The organism is Streptomyces sp. WAC05374, assembly GCF_004353505.1.
GTDB lineage: Bacteria > Actinomycetota > Actinomycetes > Streptomycetales > Streptomycetaceae > Streptomyces.
The window spans coordinates 30686-51263 of sequence record NZ_SMNQ01000014.1; the positions used below are offsets into that span (position 1 = coordinate 30686).

Annotated in this window: 21 protein-coding genes; 9 read left to right on the plus strand and 12 right to left on the minus strand. The window is 73.6% G+C overall.

The genetic code is table 11. The features are described from left to right. Positions 1-265: 265 nt before the first annotated feature. Entirely contained in the window at positions 266-1966 is a 1701-nt protein-coding gene (locus tag E2B92_RS23705; protein ID WP_126885563.1) for a lysyl oxidase family protein, read from the plus strand. 12 nt (positions 1967-1978) lie between these two features. Here the strand turns inward: E2B92_RS23705 and E2B92_RS23710 are convergent, their stop codons facing one another. From E2B92_RS23710 to E2B92_RS23720, 3 genes are read right to left on the minus strand one after another with little or no spacing between them, the layout of a single operon-like run. Then, positions 1979-2572, minus strand: a complete 594-nt coding sequence (locus E2B92_RS23710) for a TetR/AcrR family transcriptional regulator (protein WP_126885564.1) — start codon at positions 2570-2572, stop codon at positions 1979-1981. A 39-nt stretch (positions 2573-2611) separates the two neighbouring features. Then, positions 2612-4288 carry an AMP-binding protein gene (locus E2B92_RS23715; protein WP_126885565.1) on the minus strand — a complete coding sequence of 559 codons (1677 nt, stop codon included), beginning with the start codon at positions 4286-4288 and terminating at the stop codon, positions 2612-2614. Continuing rightward, positions 4285-5049 carry an SDR family oxidoreductase gene (locus E2B92_RS23720; RefSeq protein ID WP_126885566.1) on the minus strand — a complete coding sequence of 255 codons (765 nt, stop codon included), beginning with the start codon at positions 5047-5049 and terminating at the stop codon, positions 4285-4287. The genes E2B92_RS23715 and E2B92_RS23720 overlap by 4 nt, the downstream gene beginning before the upstream one ends. A gap of 163 nt (positions 5050-5212) precedes the next feature. Here E2B92_RS23720 and E2B92_RS23725 point away from each other — a divergent pair, with 163 nt between their 5' ends. The 6 genes from E2B92_RS23725 to E2B92_RS23750 all read left to right on the plus strand — a co-directional run bounded on the left by E2B92_RS23725 (position 5213) and on the right by E2B92_RS23750 (position 10448). Next, entirely contained in the window at positions 5213-6457 is a 1245-nt protein-coding gene (locus E2B92_RS23725) for an exo-beta-N-acetylmuramidase NamZ family protein (protein WP_126885567.1), read from the plus strand. Between the two features lie 357 nt (positions 6458-6814). Next, positions 6815-7423: a hypothetical protein gene (locus E2B92_RS23730; protein WP_126885568.1), complete on the plus strand. Its 609-nt coding sequence runs from the start codon at positions 6815-6817 to the stop codon at positions 7421-7423. Between the two features lie 84 nt (positions 7424-7507). Further along, entirely contained in the window at positions 7508-8278 is a 771-nt protein-coding gene (locus E2B92_RS23735; RefSeq protein ID WP_126885569.1) for a 3-keto-5-aminohexanoate cleavage protein, read from the plus strand. Between the two features lie 25 nt (positions 8279-8303). Then, positions 8304-9371 (plus strand): RNA ligase (ATP), encoded by a 1068-nt coding sequence (locus E2B92_RS23740; RefSeq protein ID WP_126885570.1) that lies wholly within the window; start codon positions 8304-8306, stop codon positions 9369-9371. Between the two features lie 98 nt (positions 9372-9469). Then, on the plus strand, positions 9470-9892 hold the full coding sequence (locus E2B92_RS23745; protein ID WP_185923601.1) for an Hsp20/alpha crystallin family protein: 423 nt from the start codon (positions 9470-9472) through the stop codon (positions 9890-9892). An 88-nt stretch (positions 9893-9980) separates the two neighbouring features. Beyond that, positions 9981-10448 carry a DUF2267 domain-containing protein gene (locus tag E2B92_RS23750; RefSeq protein WP_126885572.1) on the plus strand — a complete coding sequence of 156 codons (468 nt, stop codon included), beginning with the start codon at positions 9981-9983 and terminating at the stop codon, positions 10446-10448. A 189-nt stretch (positions 10449-10637) separates the two neighbouring features. Here the strand turns inward: E2B92_RS23750 and soxR are convergent, their stop codons facing one another. Continuing rightward, positions 10638-11123: a redox-sensitive transcriptional activator SoxR gene (gene soxR, locus E2B92_RS23755; protein WP_126889333.1), complete on the minus strand. Its 486-nt coding sequence runs from the start codon at positions 11121-11123 to the stop codon at positions 10638-10640. A gap of 101 nt (positions 11124-11224) precedes the next feature. On the opposite strand from soxR, the gene E2B92_RS23760 reads away from it, so the two are divergent. After that, complete coding sequence (locus E2B92_RS23760; protein WP_126889332.1) at positions 11225-11686, plus strand: MaoC family dehydratase; 462 nt, start codon at positions 11225-11227, stop codon at positions 11684-11686. On the opposite strand, the gene E2B92_RS23765 is transcribed toward E2B92_RS23760, so the two are convergent. The 3 genes from E2B92_RS23765 to E2B92_RS23775 all read right to left on the minus strand — a co-directional run bounded on the left by E2B92_RS23765 (position 11677) and on the right by E2B92_RS23775 (position 13892). Then, the gene (locus E2B92_RS23765) at positions 11677-12318 is read right to left on the minus strand and encodes a TetR/AcrR family transcriptional regulator (RefSeq protein WP_126889331.1); all 642 of its coding nucleotides are present in this window, start codon (positions 12316-12318) and stop codon (positions 11677-11679) included. The genes E2B92_RS23760 and E2B92_RS23765 overlap by 10 nt on opposite strands. 75 nt (positions 12319-12393) lie before the next feature. Then, positions 12394-12681 carry a YiaA/YiaB family inner membrane protein gene (locus E2B92_RS23770; RefSeq protein ID WP_126889330.1) on the minus strand — a complete coding sequence of 96 codons (288 nt, stop codon included), beginning with the start codon at positions 12679-12681 and terminating at the stop codon, positions 12394-12396. A gap of 59 nt (positions 12682-12740) precedes the next feature. After that, positions 12741-13892 carry an acyl-CoA dehydrogenase family protein gene (locus E2B92_RS23775; protein ID WP_126889329.1) on the minus strand — a complete coding sequence of 384 codons (1152 nt, stop codon included), beginning with the start codon at positions 13890-13892 and terminating at the stop codon, positions 12741-12743. Positions 13893-13955: 63 nt separating this feature from the next. Here E2B92_RS23775 and E2B92_RS23780 point away from each other — a divergent pair, with 63 nt between their 5' ends. Continuing rightward, positions 13956-14642, plus strand: coding sequence for a TetR/AcrR family transcriptional regulator (locus E2B92_RS23780; RefSeq protein ID WP_126889328.1), 687 nt, complete (start codon positions 13956-13958; stop codon positions 14640-14642). A 3-nt stretch (positions 14643-14645) separates the two neighbouring features. On the opposite strand, the gene E2B92_RS23785 is transcribed toward E2B92_RS23780, so the two are convergent. The 5 genes from E2B92_RS23785 to E2B92_RS23805 all read right to left on the minus strand — a co-directional run bounded on the left by E2B92_RS23785 (position 14646) and on the right by E2B92_RS23805 (position 20578). After that, positions 14646-15980 (minus strand): MFS transporter, encoded by a 1335-nt coding sequence (locus E2B92_RS23785; protein ID WP_133087680.1) that lies wholly within the window; start codon positions 15978-15980, stop codon positions 14646-14648. A gap of 211 nt (positions 15981-16191) precedes the next feature. Further along, on the minus strand, positions 16192-17271 hold the full coding sequence (locus E2B92_RS23790; protein ID WP_126888916.1) for a zinc-binding dehydrogenase: 1080 nt from the start codon (positions 17269-17271) through the stop codon (positions 16192-16194). A gap of 22 nt (positions 17272-17293) precedes the next feature. Further along, entirely contained in the window at positions 17294-18688 is a 1395-nt protein-coding gene (locus tag E2B92_RS23795; protein ID WP_126888915.1) for an aldehyde dehydrogenase family protein, read from the minus strand. Between the two features lie 107 nt (positions 18689-18795). After that, complete coding sequence (locus tag E2B92_RS23800) at positions 18796-19260, minus strand: DUF3574 domain-containing protein (RefSeq protein ID WP_126888914.1); 465 nt, start codon at positions 19258-19260, stop codon at positions 18796-18798. Positions 19261-19372: 112 nt separating this feature from the next. Beyond that, positions 19373-20578, minus strand: a complete 1206-nt coding sequence (locus E2B92_RS23805) for an MFS transporter (protein WP_126888913.1) — start codon at positions 20576-20578, stop codon at positions 19373-19375.

The window sequence follows — 20578 nt, forward strand, 5'->3', positions numbered from 1 at the left end:
GCGCGTGCGGAGGACGGCGGAGGCCCGGGGCGTTGCGCCCCGGGCCTCTTCCACGTACGGGCGGCCTGCCCGGTGGGAACGGCGGGAGAACGGCGGGAACCGGCGCCCGGGGACGAATTTCGGCCAAGGATGCGCGACTCACCGGCGCACAGACAACCCACAGGGCCGACTGCCGCCTCTCACAGGCCGGGGACAGCCACGCGCCATGACCACGCGCGCCGGCCGGCCTCCGCCGTCCCGACAGGCACTCGCAGAACGAGGAACGATGACCAGATCCCACCAGGCCCGTCTCGGGCGCTCGGTGATCGCCGGAGCCGCGGCCGTCGCCGTGACCGCCGGCATCGTCGCCGCCGCGCCCGACGGCAAGGCGGCCCCGGCCACGCCGCAGCTCAGCCTGATCGCCGCCTCGGCGGCCGTGACCCTGGACTCGAACAAGGAGGACCCGGGCGTCTATCTCGACCTCGGTACCTACCTCACCGCCGAGAAGGCCCCGCTCGAGCTGAAGGTGACCCGCGCGTCCTACAAGGACCCGGTCGTCGCCACCCAGATCATCCGTGACGGGGCGAAGACCCGCACGAAGGTCCTGCCCAAGGGCATGGTGAAGGACTTCGCGGGCCTGCCGGGCTTCGTCCAGGTCACCGTGACGAACGCGGCCGGCCGGACGGTGGTGAACCGGACGGAGGACTTCTGCCCCAACAACGCCTCGGGCCGCGTGCGTCCGGACGCCCCGGCCACCTCGAAGTACCCGGAGAGCTGCCCCACCAACCCGTTCACGCTCGGCTCCGTGTGGGGTGTGGAGAAGGGCTGGGCCGCCAACACGTACGCGGGCACCTACTCCGAGCCCGTCGTCCTGCCGGCCGGGAAGTACACGGCCAAGGTGTCGGTGGCCAAGCGGTACCGCGACTTCTTCGGCATCGCGGACAAGCCGCAGACGGTCAGGCTCACCGTGCGCGAGGTCAGCTTCGAGGGCGGCTCCGGTGCCGCTCCGCGCCGCGCCGGGGCGGCCGGGCACGCGGGTCACCACGCCGGGCACGGCGCGATGGCCCCGGCCACGCCCGCCGCGCCGACGAGCGGCGCCGGCCCGTCGTACAACGTGGGCCACGGGCCGCACACGCCCGCTCCGCCCGCGCTGCCGTGGGCGGTGAAGAAGGCGGGCCTCAAGGCGGCCCGGATGGGCGACACGACCGGCCAGACCGACGGCTCCCGCAAGGCCCCCGCGCTGAAGCCCGCCCTCAGGCGGCCGGCCGGCAAGGCGACCGTGCCCAACGTGCCCAAGCCCGACCTGCGTTCGCTGCCCGCCTACGGCATCACCATCAGCGAGCCCGCCACCGAGGGCCCCGACAAGGGCAAGGACTTCCTCGCCTTCAGCGCCAACGTGTGGAACGCGGGCCCGGCCCAGCTCGTCGTGGACGGCTTCCGCTCGCCCGGCAAGGAGCTGATGGACGCCTACCAGTACTTCTACGACGCCAAGGGCAAGCAGGTCGGCTACACGCCCACCGGCACCATGGAGTGGGACCCGCGTCCCGGCCACGAGCACTGGCACTTCACCGACTTCGCCAGCTACCGGCTGCTCAAGGCCGACCAGAAGGAGGCCGTGCGCAGCGGCAAGGAGGCCTTCTGCCTCGCCAACACCGACGCGGTGGACTACACGGTGAAGAACGCCAACTGGCACCCGTACAACACCGACCTGTCCACGGCGTGCGGTCAGGAGAACTCGATCTCGGTCCGTGAGGTGCTCGACGTCGGTTCCGGCGACACCTACACGCAGGACCTGCCCGGCCAGTCGTTCGACATCACCACGCTGCCGAACGGCACCTACTACATCCAGGTGCTGGCCAACCCGGAGAAGCGGCTCAAGGAGACGAGCCTGACCAACAACAGCGCCCTGCGCAAGATCGTGCTGGGCGGCAAGAAGGGCGCGCGGACGGTGACCGTGCCTCCGCACGACCTGGTGGACGCGAACTGACGTCCTGACCGGTCAGGGCCGCAGGGCCCTCAGCAGGAGGTCGGCCAGGTGGTCGGCCACCTGCTGGGGGCTGAGCGGCCCGTCCGGGCGGTACCAGGTGGACAGGTGGTGGACGGAGCCGAAGTGGTAGTCCACCACCAGGTCCGCGGGCGTGGCGGAGGAGAAGACACCGGCGTCCTGCCCCTCTTCGATGAGGGCGCGGAACCGCTCGTGGTAGCGCCGCCGCTCCGCCCGCACCTGCTTGTTCTTCTCCGGGCTCAGGTGGTGCATCGAGCGGAAGAAGATGGACGCGTCGTCCAGGTTCTCGATGGTGGTGACCACCACGTCGGCGGCGGCGTCCCGCAGCCGCTCCTCCACGGGGGCGTCGGCGCCCGCGAAGGCGTCCAGCCGCTCCTGCTGGAGCCGCAGCACGCGCGCGTACACCTCCTGGAGCAGGTCCTCCTTGGAGCCGAAGTAGTGGTAGAGGGCGCCCTTGGTGACACCGGCAGTCTCGACGATCTCCTGGACCGAGGTGCGGTCGTAGCCCTGTTCGGCGAAGAGCCGGGTGGCGGTGGCCAGCAGCCTCTGGGGGACGGGGGTGCCGTTCCCGTCCGTCGTCCTGGCCATGTGCCGCCACCTTCCTCGTGTGCCTCGTACTGTCGCCGTTCACGCGCCGTGCGTGTACACCGGGTAACGCAGTTCCCGCCTGAGGATCTTCCCACTCGTCGTCTTGGGGAGCTCCTCGAGGACCTCGACCTCGCGGGGATATTTGTACGCCGCCAGGCGCTCCTCGCAGTACGCGGAGAGCTCGCCGGGCCCGACGGAGGTTCCCGGGCGCAGACTGACGTACGCCTTGACCGTCTCGCCCCGGTATGCGTCGGGGACCCCGACGACGGCCGCCTCGCGGACGGCCGGATGGGTGTGGAGCACGTCCTCGACCTCGCGCGGCCACACCTTGTAGCCCGAGGCGTTGATCATGTCCTTCTTGCGGTCGACGACGTAGAGCCAGCCGTCCGGGTCCATGAAGCCGATGTCGCCGGTGCGCAGCTCACCGTCCGGGAAGGCGGCGGCGGTGGCCTCGGGCAGGCCCCAGTAGCCGGGCACGACCTGGGGGCCGCGCACCGCGATCTCACCGTGCTCGCCGAACGGCACCTCCGCGCCGTGGTCGTCCAGGATGCGCACCACGGTCTCGGGCCCGGGGACGCCGACCGAGAGGGTGCCCGAGGCGGGGTCGACGGGCGCCCGGCGGTGGGGCGGCACGGAGGCGCAGGGCGCGGTGCACTCGGTGAGGCCGTAGCCGTTGCGGAGGTACGGGCCGAAGGAGGCGTGGAACCGCTCCACCAGCGCCGGCGGCAGGGGCGCACCGCCCGAGGAGACGACCTGGAAGGAGGCGAAGTGGCCGGGGGTGGCGGCCGGGTGGGCGGCCAGGGCCATGAAGGCGGTGGAGGGGCCGACGGTGTAGGCGGGGCGGTGCTCGGCGAAGGCGTCCAGCACGACGCCCGCCTCGAACCGGTACGCGAGGACGAGCGTGCCCGCGTTGGCGAGGCAGGTGGCCAGTTGGCAGACCATGCCGGTGATGTGGAAGAGCGGGGCGAGGGCGAAGTACGCGGCGCCCTCGGGGACGGGGTGGCCGGTGCGCTGCCGCTCGGCGTTGTACATGATCCCGCGGTGGGTGTTCATGGCCCCCTTGGGCCTGCCGCTGGTGCCCGAGGTGTAGCTGATCAGGGCGATGTCGCTGGCGGTGAGGTCCCGGCCGTACTGGGGCGCCGGGTGCCCGGCCCGGGCGACGGCGAGGAGGTCGTCGGTGCCGGCCGGGACGGGGATCCGCCCGAAGCCGAGGACGCGCGGGTCGTCGCGGGTCTGGAGGTCCTTCTCGCACGCGGTGAGGGCGACGCGTACGGGAGTGCCCGCGGCCGCGTCGCGCAGGTACGCCTCCCAGGCCCGGCCGGCGCAGATCAGCGCTTTCGCCCCGGAGTCGTGCAGGGCGTGGGCGACCTCGGCGGACTTGTACATCGGGTTGAGCGGGACGACGGTGGCGCCCGCCTTCCACGCGCCGAGCAGGGCGAGGACGAAGTGCGGGGTGTTCTGGAGCATGATCGCGACCCGGTCGCCGCGCCCCACGCCCCGGGCGGCGAGGTGTCCGGCGACCGAGTCGGAGAGCGCGTCGGTCTCGCGGTAGGTCAGGCGTCCGTCGAAGTACGCCAGCGCGGGGTGGCCGGGGGCGCGGGCGACGGCCGCGCGGAAGGCGTGCAGCACGGTGGCGGCCGGGTGCACCGGCGCGCGCTGGGCGTCGCTGAGCAGGCCGAGCCACGGTCTGGCCGCGTAGATCGAGGTCGGGTTCACCGCCCGGCGCCCTCCCACTTCTGCTGGATGTGGCTCATATTGTTCAGCCAGCGCTCCGGCTCGCTCGCGCGGGCCCGGTAGTAGTCAGCCACCTCGGGGTGGGGCAGGATCAGGAACCGGTCGGCCTCGATGCCCTCGATCAGCGCGTCGGCGACGTCCTCGGGCTCGATGGCGGTGGGGGCGAGGACGAGTTCGCCGGCCGACCCGGCGGCGGTGAGCATGTCGGTGCGCACGCCCTGGGGGCAGATCGCGTGCACCTTGAGGCCGCGGTGGCGGTAGGTGAGCGAGAGCCATTCGGCGAAGGCGTACGCGCCGTGCTTGGAGACGCTGTAGGGCGCGGCGCCGACCATGGTGAGCAGTCCGGCGGCCGACACGGTGGAGACGAAGCGCCCGCTGCCGCGCTCCAGCCAGTCGGGCAGCAGGGCGCGCGCGGCGCGGACGTGGGCCATCACGTTGACGTCCCAGGCGGCCGCCCAGACCTCCTCCCCGGCGAAGGCGTCGCCGGGGGAGGCGAGCCCCGCGTTGGCGCAGTAGACGTCGACCGTGCCGCCGAGGGCCTCGCGGGCCTCGTCCACGACGGCGGAGGCGTCGCCGGGGACGGCGGTGGCGCCGATCTCGTCGGCGACGGCCTTGGTGCGGGCGGGGTCGATGTCGTTGACGACGACCCGGGCGCCCTCCGCCGCGAACCGCCGGGCGAGTGCCGCTCCTATGCCGCCGCCCGCTCCGGTGACGACCACGCCCGCGCCCTGGACCGTATTCATCGGCAACCGCCTCTCCGTCGTGACCGCTCTCTGCCGTCAGAGGCGACAGACTAACCAGTCGGTATGTGCGGGGGGAAGGCCGTGTCGCCCGCCTCGTTCCCTGGGGTGGGCGGGCGCGCTAGCGTGCGTGGCCGGATCGGTCGAACGGTCACGGAGGTGGCGGATGAACGTGTCCAGACGGGGTCTGCTGGTCGCCGGAGGTGCGGCGGGGGTGACGGCCGCCGCACCGGGCCGGGCGGGCGCGCACGAGAGGGGCCGCCGCCGGGTGCGGACCGGCTTCGACCGGCTCGCGGCGGACGGGTACGCGGCGCTGGCCGGCCGGCGGGTGGGCGTGGTGACCAACCCCACGGGGGTGACCTCCGAGGTGCGGCACGTGGTGGACGTGATGCACGCCGACGAGCGGGTGGACCTGGTCGCCGTGTTCGGCCCCGAGCACGGTTTCCGGGGCACGGCCCAGGCGGGCGGCTCGGAGGGCCGGTACGACGACCCGGCGACGGGGCTGCCGGTGTACGACACGTACCTGAAGAGCGGGCGGGCCCTGGCGGACGTCTTCACCGCCTCGGGCGTCGACACGGTGGTGTTCGACATCCAGGACGTGGGCGCGCGCTTCTACACGTACATCTGGACGCTGTACGACTGCATGGTCGCGGCCGAGCTGGCGGGGAAACGTCTCATGGTGCTGGACCGGCCGAATCCGGTGACCGGGCGGGCGGCCCTGGGGCCCGTCCTGGACAGGGCGTTCGCGACCTTCGTGGGGCGCGAGCCGATCGCGCAGGCGCACGGGATGACGGTGGCGGAGCTGGCACGGCTGTTCAACGCCGAGTTCCTGCAGCGGCCGGTGGAGCTGGCCACGGTACGGATGTCGGGGTGGCGGCGCGCGGACTTCTTCGACGGGACCGGCCTGCCCTGGGTGCCGCCGAGCCCCAACATGCCGACGCCGGACACCGCCCTGGTGTACTCCGGCACCTGTCTGTTCGAGGGGACCAACCTGTCCGAGGGCCGGGGCACGACCCGGCCGTTCGAGCTGCTGGGCGCGGAGGGCGCCGACCGGCGCTGGGCGGAGGCGGCGAACGCGCTGGAGCTGCCGGGCGTGCGCTTCCGGGAGGCGTACTTCACGCCCACGTTCTCCAAGTTCCAGGGGAAGACCGTGGGCGGGGTGCAGGTGCACGTGACCGACCGGGAGGTCTTCGACCCGGTGCGCACCGGCATCGGCCTGCTGGTGACGGCGAAGCGGAGCTGGAGCGGCTTCGCCTGGCGCGCCGACAACTGGATCGACAAGCTGACCGGTTCGGCGAAGGTCCGGACGATGATCGACGCCGGCGCGGGGACGGACGACGTCGTGGGCGCCTGGGAGGCGGACCTGGCGGCCTTCCGGGCGGTGCGGCGGGAGTATCTGCTGTACCGCTGACCGCTGACGGTACGCGCCCGCCGCGGCAGGGTGTGGCGGATGGCGGCGGATGGCCGGTACCCCAACGGCCCGGCGGCGGGGGCGGGTACGGCCGCGGTGGCGATTCTCGGTCGTCCGCGGCCCCGCCGCACGGGCGCCGCGCGACGGGGGCGGGCGGACCGGAGGCCACGGGCGGTCTGCCTCGTCAGTGAGGTGAGGAGCCGTCAGTTCCGCGGGGCCGCCCCACGCGGCCCCGTGGGGGCATTTCACGTCAGATGTCCCGCTGATGGGTTCCATTCGTTTTTCGATGGAGCCGAACTGGGAACCCGTACGTCCATTCATCGACGCCGAAGTACGAGTGACGGAGGTGGCAGGGCTGTGGCCGGTTTCCGGAGTCTGGCGAGACAGGTGCGTGATCCGGGGTGCGATCTGGCGCTGCGGCGGTATTCGCTGCGCAAGTGCCTTGAGCGGTTTGCCCCTTATGGGCATCGGGCGACCTGGGACCACCTGTGCACCAGGCACAGGTTCGGACCCGAGGACCGGGACCCCGATCCGGCGCGGCTGGTGGCCGCGCTCGACGAGCTGGAGGAGGCGCGGGCGGTGTGGCTCGCGTACGAGGAGAAGTTCGCGGAGCGCCGCAAGCGGGAGAAGCACGACGGGCTGCGGCGCCCCGGCTGGATCGACGACTGGCACCGGCGCACCTGGGGCGGCAACGGCATCGCGCGGTGCGACGACCCGTCGGTGCACCCGACGGTGGCGCTGGCGGAGGCGCTGCGCCGGCTGATCAAGGCCCTGGAGGCGGAGCCCGGTGAGCACTGCCCGATCTGCGCGGCGGACGAGATCGTCTGGCGGCCGGACCTGTCCAGCGAGCCGTGGTTCGGCCCGGTGTGCACGGGGTGCGGCGTGGTGATACCGCAGCCGGTGCTGACGGCCGGGGCACTGGCGGCGGCCAAACGGGGGCGGCGCAGGGAGCTCGTGTCGGCCTGAGGCCGGTGGCGGGCGTGACGGCGCGGGGGCGGGCGCCGGCATCGGTACGCCCCCGTTGTCAGTGGCGGGTGTCACCATCGGGGCATGATCCAGGTCTGCCTGAACGGGCCGTGCGGAACGGGGGATTCCGCGGCGGTGCCCCTGTCACCGGGGGCGATGGCCGAGTCGGCCGCCGGCGCGGTCGCGGCCGGGGCCACCGAAGTGCGCGTCCACCCCAGGACGCCCTGCGGGGACGACACGCTCTCCCCGCGCGTGCTGGCCGCGGTGCTCACGGCGGTGCGGGACGTGGTGGGCGTCCCGGTCGGGGTGCCCACCGGCGCGTGGGCCGAGCCGGACCCCGGGCGGCGGGTGGAGCGGGTGCGCTCGTGGACGGTGCTGCCCGACCGGGCGTCGGTCGACTGGCACGAGCCGGGTGCCGAGGAGGTGGCCGCCGCGCTGCTGGGGCGTGGCGTGGGTGTGGAGGCGCACGTCCGCTCGGGGACGGACGGGGCGCGGCGGTTCCTGGCGTCGCCCCTGGCGCCCCGTGTGTCACGGGTGGTGGCCGGGGTGGCGGACCGGGACCCGGTGACGGCCCCGGCGTCGGCCCGCGCCCTGCTGGCGGAGCTGGGCGGCGCCCCCGGTGTGCCCGTGCTGCTGCACGGCCGGGGCGGCGGCGCGTGGCCCGTGCTGCGCCTGGCGGTGCGGCGGGGGCTCGCGGCGCGGACGGGCCTGGAGGACACGGCGCTCCTGCCGGACGGGCGGCCCGCGCGGTCCAACGCCCGCCTGGTCGCTGCGGCGTTGGAGGAGCGTGACGCTATCAGGCGCCAAATCCGGTGGGCCAGCGGTTTCCCCGGCCGCGACAGTGGGTGGCGATGAGAACCGCACCCCGAGGAGCACACCCATGTCGACGCTGCGTGTCACCGCCGAGCCGCTGACCGTCCACGAGCATCCGAACGCCGACGCCCTGGAGCTGGCCCAAGTGGGCCTGTACCGCGCGGTCGTGGCCAAGGGCGCCTACCGCACCGGCGATGTCGCCGTCTACATCCCGGAGCAGGCGGTGCTGCCGCCCGCGCTGGTCGAGGAGCTGGGCCTGACCGGCAGGCTGGCCGGGAAGGCGTCGGACCGGGTGAAGGCGGTGCGGCTGCGCGGGGAGCTGTCCCAGGGCATCGTGTGCCGGCCGCGCGCCCTGGCGGACGTGGACCTGGCGCGGGCGGCGGCCGAGGGGACGGACTTCGCGGAGGTGCTGGGCATCACCAAGTGGGTGCCTCCGGTGCCCACGACGATGAGCGGCGAGGTGGAGGCGGCGCCGGACCTGCTGCCGTGGGTCGACATCGAGAACATCCAGCGGTACCCGGGCATCTTCGAGCCGGGCGAGCCGGTGGTGCTGACGGAGAAGCTGCACGGCACGGCCTGCCTGATGACGTACGTCGCCGCCGAGGAGCGGGTGCGCGTCTCGTCCAAGGGCTTCGGCGCCAAGGGCCTGGCGCTGAGGGAGGACCCGCGCAATCTGTACTGGCGCGCGATCCGCGCGTACGGCGTGCCGGCCGTGGCCGCGCGCCTGGCCGCCGCGCTGGGCGCCACCCGGGTGGGTGTGTTCGGGGAGGTCTACGGCGCGGGCGTGCAGGACCTGGCATACGGCGCCGACGGACGCAGCGAGGGGCTGGGGTACGCGGTCTTCGACGTGTCGGCGGAGATCGACGGGCAGGTCCGCTGGCTGGACGCGGCCGAGCTGGTCGCGGGCGAGCTGCCGCTGGCGCCCCGGCTGTACACGGGGCCGTACGAGATCGCGAAGGTGCTGGAGCTGGCCACCGGGCGCGAGACCGTCTCGGGGCGGGAGCTGCACCTGCGCGAAGGCGTGGTCATCCGGTCCGCCACCGAGCGGTACAGCCCCGTGGTGGGCGGCCGGGCGATAGCCAAGGCGATCAGCCCCGCCTATCTGACCCGGAAGGGCGGCACGGAGTACGAGTGAGCTTTCTTGAGTGCCCCCTTGTCAACTTTCGCGGAGCGAGCTATAAGAAATAACGCAGACGGTCAGCACCATCCGTGAGCGCGAAGGAGGAACCGATGATGCTGATGAGGACCGACCCCTTCCGTGAGCTCGACCGGCTCACCGAACGCCTGCTGGGCACCAGCGCGCATCCGGCGGCCATGCCGATGGACGCCTACCGCGACGGGGACACCTTCGTCGTCCTGCTCGACCTTCCGGGCGTCACCCCCGAGAGCATCGACCTGGACGTCGAGCGCAATGTGCTCACCGTCAGGGCCGAGCGCCGCACGGCGCCCCAGAGCGACGCCGAGATGGTGATCGCCGAGCGGCCGGCCGGCACGTTCAGCCGCCAGCTCTTCCTCGGCGAGACGCTGGACACCGAGCGCATCGAGGCGTCCTACGACATGGGCGTCCTGACCCTGCGCATCCCGGTCGCCGAGCAGGCCAAGCCGCGGAAGATCGAGATCAGCGGCGGCAGCGACCGCAGGCAGATCAGTGGCTGATCCGGCCCACCGCGCCGCATGATGGGCGGGGACGGGCTTTCCCGGCCCGGCCCCGCCCATGCCCATCGATCGAGGCCGAGGGAGAAAGATGCGCATGCAGTGGGACGCGTTCCTCGCCGCGGTGCAGGAGCGCGGCGAATACCCCTCCCGGCGGGAGGCCGACCGGGCCGCCCGCGTCGTCCTGGCCCTGCTCGGCGCGCACCTCGTCGGCAACGAGCGGGCCGAGCTGGCCGCCGGCCTGCCGGAGACCTGCGCGCTGGTGCTGCTCAATCCGCTGCCCGCGGCCGAACCGCTGGGGCCCGAACGGTTCGTGCGGGCCACGGCCGCGTGGATCGAGGGCGCCACCGAGGAGACGGCCAAGTGGGACATCGGCGCCGTCCTGAGCGTGGTGGCCGACACGGCGGACGAGGAGCTGATGCGCCGCATCCTGCTCCAACTGCCGCCCGGCTACGACCTGTTGTTCGGCCGCCCCGGCATGAGCGAGCCCGGCCCGGCCGGCATGAGCGAGCCCGGCCCGGCCGGCATGAGCGAGCCCGGGCTGCCCCCGGAGGCCTGAGCGGCCACACCCACGCGCCGCCCGCCCCCGGAGCCCTGAGCAGCCACACCCACGCGCCGCCCGCCCCCGGAGGCCCGGGCGGCCACACCCACGCGCCGCCCGCCCCCGGAGGCGCGCGCCGCCCGCCCCCGGAGGCCCGGGCGGCCACACCCACGCGCCGCCCGCCCCCGGAGGCCCGGGCGGCCGGGGTCACCGCGCCGCCTCCCCCGGCGCCGGCCGGCGCCCCTCGGGCAGGAGGCGCGAGCCGGTCAGGCGCTCACCGAAGACGTCGTCCGGATTGGACAGCACGCACGTCTCCAGGGAGAGGCAGCCGCACCCGATGCAGTCGGTGAGGTGGTCGCGCAACCGGCCGAGCTGCTTTATCCGTTCGTCGAGTTCCGAGCGCCACGCCTCGGACAGGCGCGCCCAGTCCTCCCTGGTGGGCGTGCGCTCCTCCGGGAGCTCGGCGAGCGCGGCCCTGATCGTCGCGAGCGGGATGCCCACGCGCTGGGCGGCGCGCACGAAGGCGACGCGGCGCAGCGCGTCCCTGCTGTAGCGGCGCTGGTTGCCGCTGGTGCGGCGACTGCTGATGAGGCCCTTGGACTCGTAGAAGTGCAGGGCCGAGACGGCCGCTCCGCTGCGGGCGGAGAGCTGGCCGACGGTGAGCTCGTGGATCTTCTCTGGAATCTGCGGCACCCCTCGGAGCCTACTGGGCGCCCCCGGCGGTCCGTTGACAGGAGCGCCCCGCGCCAGCATGCTGAGCAAGCGCTTAGACATCGAGAGTCAGGGAGCGGGACATGGCAGAGCCGAGGATCTTCACGTCCGCCGACGAGCTGCGCGGCGCGGTCGGCGAGCAGCTCGGGCACAGCGACTGGCTGGAGATCGAGCAGAAGCGGATCGACCTGTTCGCCGAGGCCACGGGCGACCACCAGTGGATCCACGTGGACCCGGAGCGGGCCGCGGCCGGGCCGTTCGGGACGACCATCGCGCACGGCTACCTGACGCTGTCGCTGCTCCCCCTGTTCGTCCCGCAGATCATGCGCGTCGAGGGCATGCGGATGGGCGTCAACTACGGCACGAACAAGGTCCGCTTCCCCGCCCCCGTGCCCGTCGGGTCACGGCTGCGCGCGACGGCGCGCCTCGAGGACGTCACGGACGCGGGCGGCGGCGTGCAGGTCACGGCCGTGGTGACGGTGGAGCGCGAGGGCGGCGACAAGCCGGTGTGCGTCGCCGAGTCGGTCTCCCGCTACTACTTCTGAGGGCTTCCGGGGCTCGCGGCCACCATGCGCAGGACGAGGTCGGCATAGAGCGCGCCGACCTCGTCGGGCGTGCGGCGCCCCTCGGTGTTGAACCAGCGGGCCACGTCGATGCAGAGCGAGAGCACGGCGAGCGTGGTGCCGGAGACGTCCGGGACGTCGAACTCGCCCCCCGCCACGCCCTCGTTGATGATGCGGCGCACGGCGGCGTCGCTCCTGCGGCGCAGCTCGAAGATCTCGTCGCGGTGCTCGTCGCTGAGGGAGTCCAGCTCGTACTGGACCACGCGCGCGGTGGTGCGGCGCCCGGCGTGCCACCGGACGAAGGAGCGTACGGCGTCGGCGAGCCGCTCGGCGGCGGTTCCCGGGCCACCGGCGGCCGCCTCCAGGATCTCCAGGGCCTTCACATGGCCGATGCGGCTGATCCGGTGGAGGAGCTCTTCCTTGGTCTTGTAGTGGATGTAGAGCGCGGCCGGACTCATCCCGGCCCGGCCCGCGATGTCACGGGTGGTCGTGGCGTGGTAGCCGCGCTCGGCGAAGGCGTCCACGGCGGCGACCAGCAGCCGCCTGGCCGCGTCGGGGGTCACCTCGTCCCACGGCGTGTCCTCGCCGCCGGCCGTTTCCTCCGCCGTGCTCATCGTTCGCCCCTTCCCGTGTCCGGGACCATCCGCTGTCCCGGGGACGAACACCATACCCCGACAGTGAGCAAGCGCTTAGAGCTTCTGGAACGGGTCGTGCTCGGCGAGCAGCTTCTCCAGCCGCGCCTGGTCGACCCGGCTGACGATCTGCCCGGCCTCCTGCCGGTCGCGGACGACCTTGGCGAGCGTGAAGGCGGAGGTCGTGAGGTAGAGGACCGCGATGCCCAGGAAGGCGCGCACCCAGGCATCGGCCTCCAGGTTGACGATGCCGATGGCCACCGCCCCCAGGGCGATCGCGAAGGAGGCCACGGCCTGGCCGTAGTAGGCGGCCGTGTTCTGCTGCTTGACCGGTGTGTCACTCATGGGCGCAAGAATGCGCGGCCCGGCCCCGGCCCGCATCCGCTCCCGTACTCAGGGGCTACTCAGAACGCCGAGACGCCGGTCAGGGCGCGGCCGATGATGAGCTTCTGGATCTGGCTGGTGCCCTCGTACAGCGTCATCACGCGGGCGTCCCGCAGCAGCTTGCCGACGGGGTACTCGTCGATGTAGCCGTAACCGCCGAAGACCTGGAGGGCGTTGCTGGCGCAGCGTACGGCGGCTTCGGAGGCGAAGAGCTTGGCCTTGGAGGCGGCGGTGGCGAACTCCTGGCCCCGGTCGACGAGGTCGGCGACCCGCCAGGTCAGCAGCCGCGCCGCGTCCACGTCGACGGAGATGTCGCTGATCAGCTCCTGGACGAGCTGGTACGAGGCGATCGGCTTGCCGAACTGCTCGCGCTCCCCCGCGTACCCCACGGCGGCGTCCAGCGCGGCCCGGGCGATCCCGACGCACCCGGCGGCGACGGACATGCGGCCCTTGGCGAGCGCGGACATGGCGATGGAGAATCCCTTGCCCTCCGGCCCCATGAGCGCGGAGGCGGGCACCCGGACGTCCTCCAGCACCAGCTCGGCGGTGGCCTGGCCGCGCAGTCCGAGCTTGCCGTGGATGGTGCGGCGGGTCAGGCCGGGGGTGTCGGTGGGCACGAGGAAGGCGGACACGCCCCGGTGGCCGGGTTCGTCGCCGGTGCGGGCGAACAGGAGCACCACGTCGGCCCAGGTGCCGTTGGTGATGAACATCTTGGTGCCGTTGATGACGTAGTCGCCGCCCTCGCGCCTGGCCCGGGTGGTGAGGCTGCCGGCGTCGGAGCCGGTGCCGGGCTCGGTGAGGCCGAAGCAGCCGATCGCGTCGCCGGAGGTGAGCCGGGGCAGCCAGTGGCGCTTCTGGTCCTCGTCGCCCCAGGCGGCGACGGTCTTGGCGACCAGGCCGAGCGAGACGGAGACGATGCCGCGCACGGACGAGTCGCCGCGGCCGAGTTCCTCGGTGACCAGGCAGTACGTGAGGTGGTCGCCGCCGGAGCCGCCGTACTCCTCGGGAATGGTCAGGCCGAGGAAGCCGAGTGCGCCGAGCTTCTTCACGATCGACCGGTCGACGCTCTCGGCCCGGTCCCACGCCACGACGTGCGGGGCGATCTCGCGCGTGACGAAGTCCTCGGCGAGCCGCCGGACCGCCACCTGCTCCTCGCTCGGTTCCAGGTTCACCCGCGGACACCCCCACTTTAACTATCACTGCTAGTTTCTTGTGCCACGCCTACTATGTGCCGCATGGCCCGACCGCGCAAGCCCCTCCTCAGCCGAGACCGCATCGTCGCCACCGCCGGTGCGCTCGTGGACGCGGAGGGACTGGAGGCCGTCTCGACCCGGCGCCTCGCCGCCGAGCTGGGCGTCAGCGGGCCCTCGCTCTACAACCACTTCCGCACCAAGGACGAGATCCTGGAGGCGGTCGCGGACGCGGTCAGCGCCCAGGTCGACCTGTCGATGTTCGCCGAGGGCGACGGCCGCGACTGGCGCACCGCGCTGCACGACTGGGCCGTCTCCTACCGGGCGGCGCTCACCGACCACCCGAACATCGTCCCGGTCCTGGCCCGCGGTCCGGGCCGCCGGCCGGCCGGCCTGCGGGTGGCCGACGCCGTCTTCGGCGCGATGGTCCGCGCGGGCTGGCCCCCGGCCCAGGCCACCCACATCGGTGCGCTGATGCGGTACTTCATCACCGGCTCGGCCCTCGGCTCGTTCGCCCGCGGCTTCGTCGACGACGCGACGGCGTACGATCCGGCCGACTATCCCCACCTGGGACAGGCGCACCTGCTCGCCGAACGGCGCGAGAAGGTCGACGAGGGGGCCTTCGAGACGGGCCTGCGGGCGCTGCTCGACGGACTGGCGGTCCAGTACGAGGCCGCAGGCGCGGCACGCTCCCGGCCGCGGGAGGAAGGCGGGCGGCCGGGAGCGCGGTGATCCCTACGGCCTCTCGCCGCCGGCGGCACCGGCCCGGGACGCCAGGATCTTGATGGACACGAGGGCGATCACGGCCAGGCCCATGATGTAGGCGGAGACGGCCATCGACGTACCGGTCGCCTCCAGCAGCAGGACCATCACGAACGGCGCCAGTCCCCCGCCGAACACCGCGGCGATCTGGTAGCCGAGCGATGCCCCGGTGTAGCGCATCTCCGCCGTGAACAGCTCGGCGAACAGCGCCGCCTGCGGCCCGTACATGATGCTCAGGAAGCAGCTCGTGACGAAGGTGCCCACGGCCAGCCAGAGCAGCGAGGCGGTGTCGATGAGCAGGAACATCGGGACCGCCCACACCAGCAGGCCGACCGCGCCGAGCGCGTAGATCCGCAGCCGTCCGATGCGGTCCGACAGGGCCGCCGCCGCGGGGATCAGCACCAGTTGGGTGAGGCTGACACCGAGCGACACCATCAGGACGGCGCTGCGCTCCATGTGGAGCTCGCGGGTCGCGTAGTCCAGCACGCCGGTGATGATGATGTAGAAGGTCGCCGTGTTGACGGCGAACGAGCCGCCGGCGAGGAAGACCGTGCCGAGGTGCCGGCGCAGGATGGTGCCCAGCGGCGAGCGCACCTCGCTCTTCTCCCGCTCCGCCAGCGCCTGTTCGGCCGCCTTGAACTCGGGCGTCTCCTCGACCCGGGTGTGGATGTACCAGGCGAGGACGAGGACCAGGAACCCGACGAAGAACGGCACCCGCCAGCCCCAGGCGGCGAACTCCTTGTCGCTGGTGAACGCCCCGGCGACGAGGAACACGGTGTTGGCGGTCACCACACCGATCGGGACGCCGAGCTGCACCAGGCTGCCGTACAGGCCCCGCTTGCCCTCGGGGGCGTACTCGGTGGCCATGAGCATCGCGCCGCCCCACTGGGCGCCGACGGCGATGCCCTGGAGGACGCGGAAGAGGACCAGCAGCAGCGGGGCGGCGACGCCGATCGTCTCGTACGTGGGCAGGAGGCCGATTCCGGCGGTGGCGAGGCCCATCAGGGTCAGCGCCAGGACGAGCATGGGCTTGCGGCCGCGCTTGTCGCCGAGCTGCCCGGCGACGATGCCGCCGATGGGGCGGGCGAGGAAGCCGACGGCGAAGGTGGCGAAGGCGGCGAGGACCCCGGCGGAGGCGCTGCCGGAGGGGAAGTACAGGTCGCCGAGGACGAGGGCGGCGGCGATGCCGAAGACGAAGTAGTCGTACCACTCGACGGCGGAGGCGAGGGCGGCCGCGGTGGCCACCTTGCGGCGGTGCCGGTCGGCGGGGGCGGAGGTGGGTGAGGCGGGAGGGGGTGCCGTGTCCATGGGTGCACACTCCGGTTGGGTGCGGGGGACGAAAGGGGGGCGGCGCCGTGAAGTTGACGGGGACCGTACCGACCGGCTGGTACGTCGGTCAACGGCCCGTACGGTCACAGTTTTCGCGCCCGCTTTCCGTGGTCCGCGCACGCTTCCGGGCAGCACGAACACCCCGGTCGCGCGGGGCGACCGGGGTGTTCGGCAGGGCGGGCCGGGCGGCCTAGAAGACGACCAGCGCGCGCCCGCCCTTGCCCGCGATCATGTTGTCGAACGCCGCCGGGATGTCCTCCAGCGCGATCCGGTCGGTGACGAGCGCGCCCAGGTCCAGGCGCCCGGCGCGGATGTGCCCGGCGAGGACGGGGAGGTCCTCGGCGGGGTTGGAGTTGCCGTAGACGCAGCCGGAGAGCGTGCGGCCCCAGTGGAAGATCTCCAGGGCGTTGAACGTCACCTGCTGGTCCTTGCCGCCGATGCCGACCACCGTGGTGCGGCCGCCGCGCCGGGTGGAGTCCCAGGCGGTACGGATGGTGGCCGCGCGGCCCACGCACTCGACCGCCACGTCGGCGCCCTGGCCGCCGGTGAGCCCGCGCACCTCCCGGGCGGTGGTGTCGGAGGCGACGACGTACTCGGTGGCGCCCGCCTGCCGGGCGAGCGCCTCCTTCTCGGGCGACACGTCGACGGCGATGACGGTGCCCGCGCCGGCGATCCGGGCCGCCTGGAGGGTGGCGAGACCGACCCCGCCGACACCGAACACGACGACCGACTCGCCCTCGCGGACCCGTGCGGAGTGGTGCACCGCCCCGTACCCGGTGAGCACGGCACAGCCGAGCAGGGCCGCGTCGGTGAGCGGCACGCCGTCGGGGACGGGCAGCACGCAGTTGGCGGCGACGACGGTCTCCTCGGCGAACGCGGCGACGTTCAGGCCCGGGTGGAGCGCGGTGCCGTCCGCGGTGACGGCGTGGACGGCACCCGCTCCGGTGAGGGCGTCGGCGCACAGCCACACCTCGCCGAGCCGGCAGGGGTGGCAGGAGCCGCAGGACGGCGCCCAGTTGAGGACGACGCCGTCACCGGGGGCGACATGGGTGACGCCCTCGCCGACCGCGACGACGGTGCCGGCGCCCTCGTGGCCCAGGACGGCGGGCACGGGCACCCGCATGGTGCCGTTGGACAGGGACAGGTCGGAGTGGCAGACACCGGCGGCGGCGAGGCGGACCCTCACGCGGCCGGGGCCGGGTTCCGGCAGCTCGATGCCGGTGATCTCGAGCGGGGCACCTATGGCGGGCAGGACGGCGGCGCGGACCACGATCGTTGGCTCCCGGTGTCGGTCAGAACTGCAGGGACTTGGTGTGCAGGTACTCGGCGAGGCCGTGCGCGCCGAGTTCGCGTCCGACGCCGGACTGCTTGTAGCCGCCGAAGGGGGCGAGCGGGTTGAACCGGCCGCCGTTGATGTCGACCTGGCCCGCCTCCATGCGGCGGGCGAACGCGACGGCCTCCGTCTCGTCGCCGGCCCACACCGCGCCGGCCAGGCCGTACACGGTGCCGTTGGCGATGCGCAGGGCGTCCTCCTCGTCCTCGTACCGCAGGAACGAGATCACCGGGCCGAAGATCTCCTCCTGGGCGATGGTCATCTCGGGAGTGACGTCCGCGAAGATCGTGGGGCTCACGTAGTAGCCCCGGTCCAGGGGTGCTTCGGTGCCGCCCACGACGAGCCGCGCGCCCTCCCGGACGCCCTGGTCGATGTAACCGCGCACGCGCTGGAGCTGCTTGGCGTTGACCATGGGCCCGAGCCGGTCGCCGGGGGTGTACGCGGCGACGGCCTCGGCGGCGATGGCCACGGCCTCGTCGTACTGGTCCTTGTGGACCAGGACCCGGGTCAGGGCGCTGCACCGCTGGCCCGCGTTGGACAGGGCGTTGGCGATGCCGGTCCGGACCGCCTTGGGCAGGTCGGCGGAGGGCAGGATGACGTTGGCGGACTTGCCGCCGAGCTCCAGGGCGACCCTCTTGACGGCGCCGCCCGCGAGCGCGCCGATCCGCCTGCCGACCGCGGTGGAGCCGGTGAAGGAGACCAGGTCCACGCCGTCGTGCTCGGCCAGCGCCTGGCCCGCGACCGGCCCGAGTCCGGTCACCAGGTTGAACACCCCGGCGGGCAGCCCCGCCTCGTGCACGGCCTCGGCGAAGAGCCGGGCGGTCAGGGGCGTGTCCTCGGCGGGCTTGAGGACCACGGTGCAGCCCGCGGCCAGGGCGGGCGCCACCTTGGCGACGACCTGGTGGAGCGGGTAGTTCCAGGGCGTGATCGCGCCCACCACGCCGACCGGTTCGAGCAGGACGGTGGAGTTGCCCACCTTCTCCTCGAACGGGTACGTGGCCACCATCTCGGCGTACGTCCCGGTGATGAGGACCGGCAGCCCGGCGTGCACCTGTTCGGCGAGCTGCGCGGGTGCGCCCAGCTCCGCCGTCACCGTCCGGGCGATCTCGTCCTGGCGCGCGGCGAGCGCGTCGCGCAGGGCGGTGAGCCGGGCGGCCCGCTCGGCGGGCGTGGTGGCGGCCCACGCGGGGAAGGCCGCCCGGGCGGCCCGTACCGCGGCGTCCACGTCCTCGGCCGTGCCGGCCGGGACGTGGGCGATGACCTGCTCGTCCGCCGGGTTCACCACGGCGATGGTGTCGGTGCCGGCGGCGGGCCGCCACGCCCCGCCTATGTACATGCCGTCGTGCGCCTTCATCCGCTTCTCCTTCGTGGGCCTTCGGAGCTGTGCCGCATGGTCGTCCGGCACCAAACTAGCGGTGGTAGTTTTCTGGCGCCAGGGGGTGCGGGGCCGACCACATCACATCAGAAGTCCACCGAGGTCCGTTCGTCGAGGCGGGCCACCGACTCCTGGCCGAAGGCACGCTCGTAGGCGCCGCGAATCCGCTCGATCCTCGGATCACGGGCCTTCGCCTCCGCCGCCGGGTACAGCAGGATCAGCTCGTACGACCGCTCCCGCGCGATCCGCCCGCTCGACTCGCGCCACTGCCCGCGCCCCTCCTGCACCGTCAGCCCCTCCGGGAAGGCGGGTGTGACCTCGCGGTCGACGAACGCCATGAACTGCGCGTCGGTGACGTCCGGGCCGCCGTCGGGCCGGTCGGTGCCGAAGAGCAGGCGGGTCTCCAGGTAGGCCGCGCCACGGGCGGTGACCGTGCCGCCGGTCTCCCGGCCGCCGCCGAGCGTGGCGTACGCGGCGGGGGCGCCGGCGGCGAGCACGAGGGCGGCCGAGGTGACGGCGAGGCGGGTGCGGGTGGCGGTGAGGAGCGGCATGGCGGGCCCTTCCGTGCGGCGGGTTGCTGAGCGCCGACCACTCTGGCGGTCCGCCGCCGCCCTGCCCGGCCGACCCACCGGATTCGGCCGGAAACGGGCGGTGGGCGCCCCGTCACGCCCGCTGGCGTGCCCGTCGGCGTACCGCGCCCGCCGGGTCGGCCCCGGGCGCCCGCCCCACCCGCACGCCCAGACCCGCGGCCGCGAGCAGCAGGGCGCCCAGCATGACGAACGGGGCGCCCGTGCCGGCCAGGCCGGCGATCAGCCCGGCGGACGCGGGCGCCGCGACCTGGCCGAGCCGGTTGCCCGTCAGACGCAGGGCGAGAGCCGTGGAGCGGGCACCGTCCGGGGCGGCCCGGACCACGGTCGTCATCGACAGCGGCTGGCCGGCCCCGAGGCAGAAGCCCAGCACGGCCAGCATCACGGCGAGGGCCCACACCGGGACGGGCAGCGCGATGCCCGCGCACAGCAGTCCGGCGAGCAAGCAGGTCACGGTCAGCAGCGCCGTGCGGCCGAGCAGCCGGATCATCGGTGTCATCACCAGCCGGCAGGCGATGGTGGCGGCGGCGCGCAGGCTGAGCAGCAGGCCGACCGTGGCGGGGGCGATCGAGCGGTGCTCACCGATCACCGGCAGGTAGGCGGTCAGGATGTCGGTCGCCGAGAGCACGGCCAGGCTGATGAGGATCCCGGCGGGCACTCCGCGCGTACGGAGGATCCGGTGGACGGGCACCGTGCCCGGCTCCCCGCGCGCGTGGGACGCCTTCGCGGTGCGGTGCTCCACGCGCCACAGGGACGTGAGGGACACGGCGGCCACGGCGGCCGCGACCAGCAGGGCGAGGGCGCTGCTGCGGCCCATGTCGCCGCCGATGAGGAGCCCCGCCGCGACCGGCCCGACGAGCTGCCCCAGCGAGGCGCCGATGGTGAAGTGACCGAAGTTCCGGTCCTGTTCGGCCGGCGCGGACTGGCGGGCGACCAGCGACTGGGCACCGATCACGAAGCACAGGTGGCCGAGGCCCATGACCCCGCTCCACGCCGCCATCCCCGCCAGTGAGCCCGCCGCCCCGCTCAGCGCGCACCCGCCCGCGATCAGCGCCACGCCGACGGGCAGCAGCGGTGCGCACCGCCCCCGGTCGGTGAGGCGCCCGAGCGGTACGGCGGCGAACAGCGGCAGCAGCGCGTACGCGCCGGCGATCACCCCGACCGCGCGCTCGTCCGCGCCCAGCGCGAGGGCGCGGTACGAGACGGCGGGCCGCGCCATCGACACCGCCCCCTGCGCGAAGCCGAAGGCGACGACGAGGCGCAGCAGCCAGCCCCTGCCCAT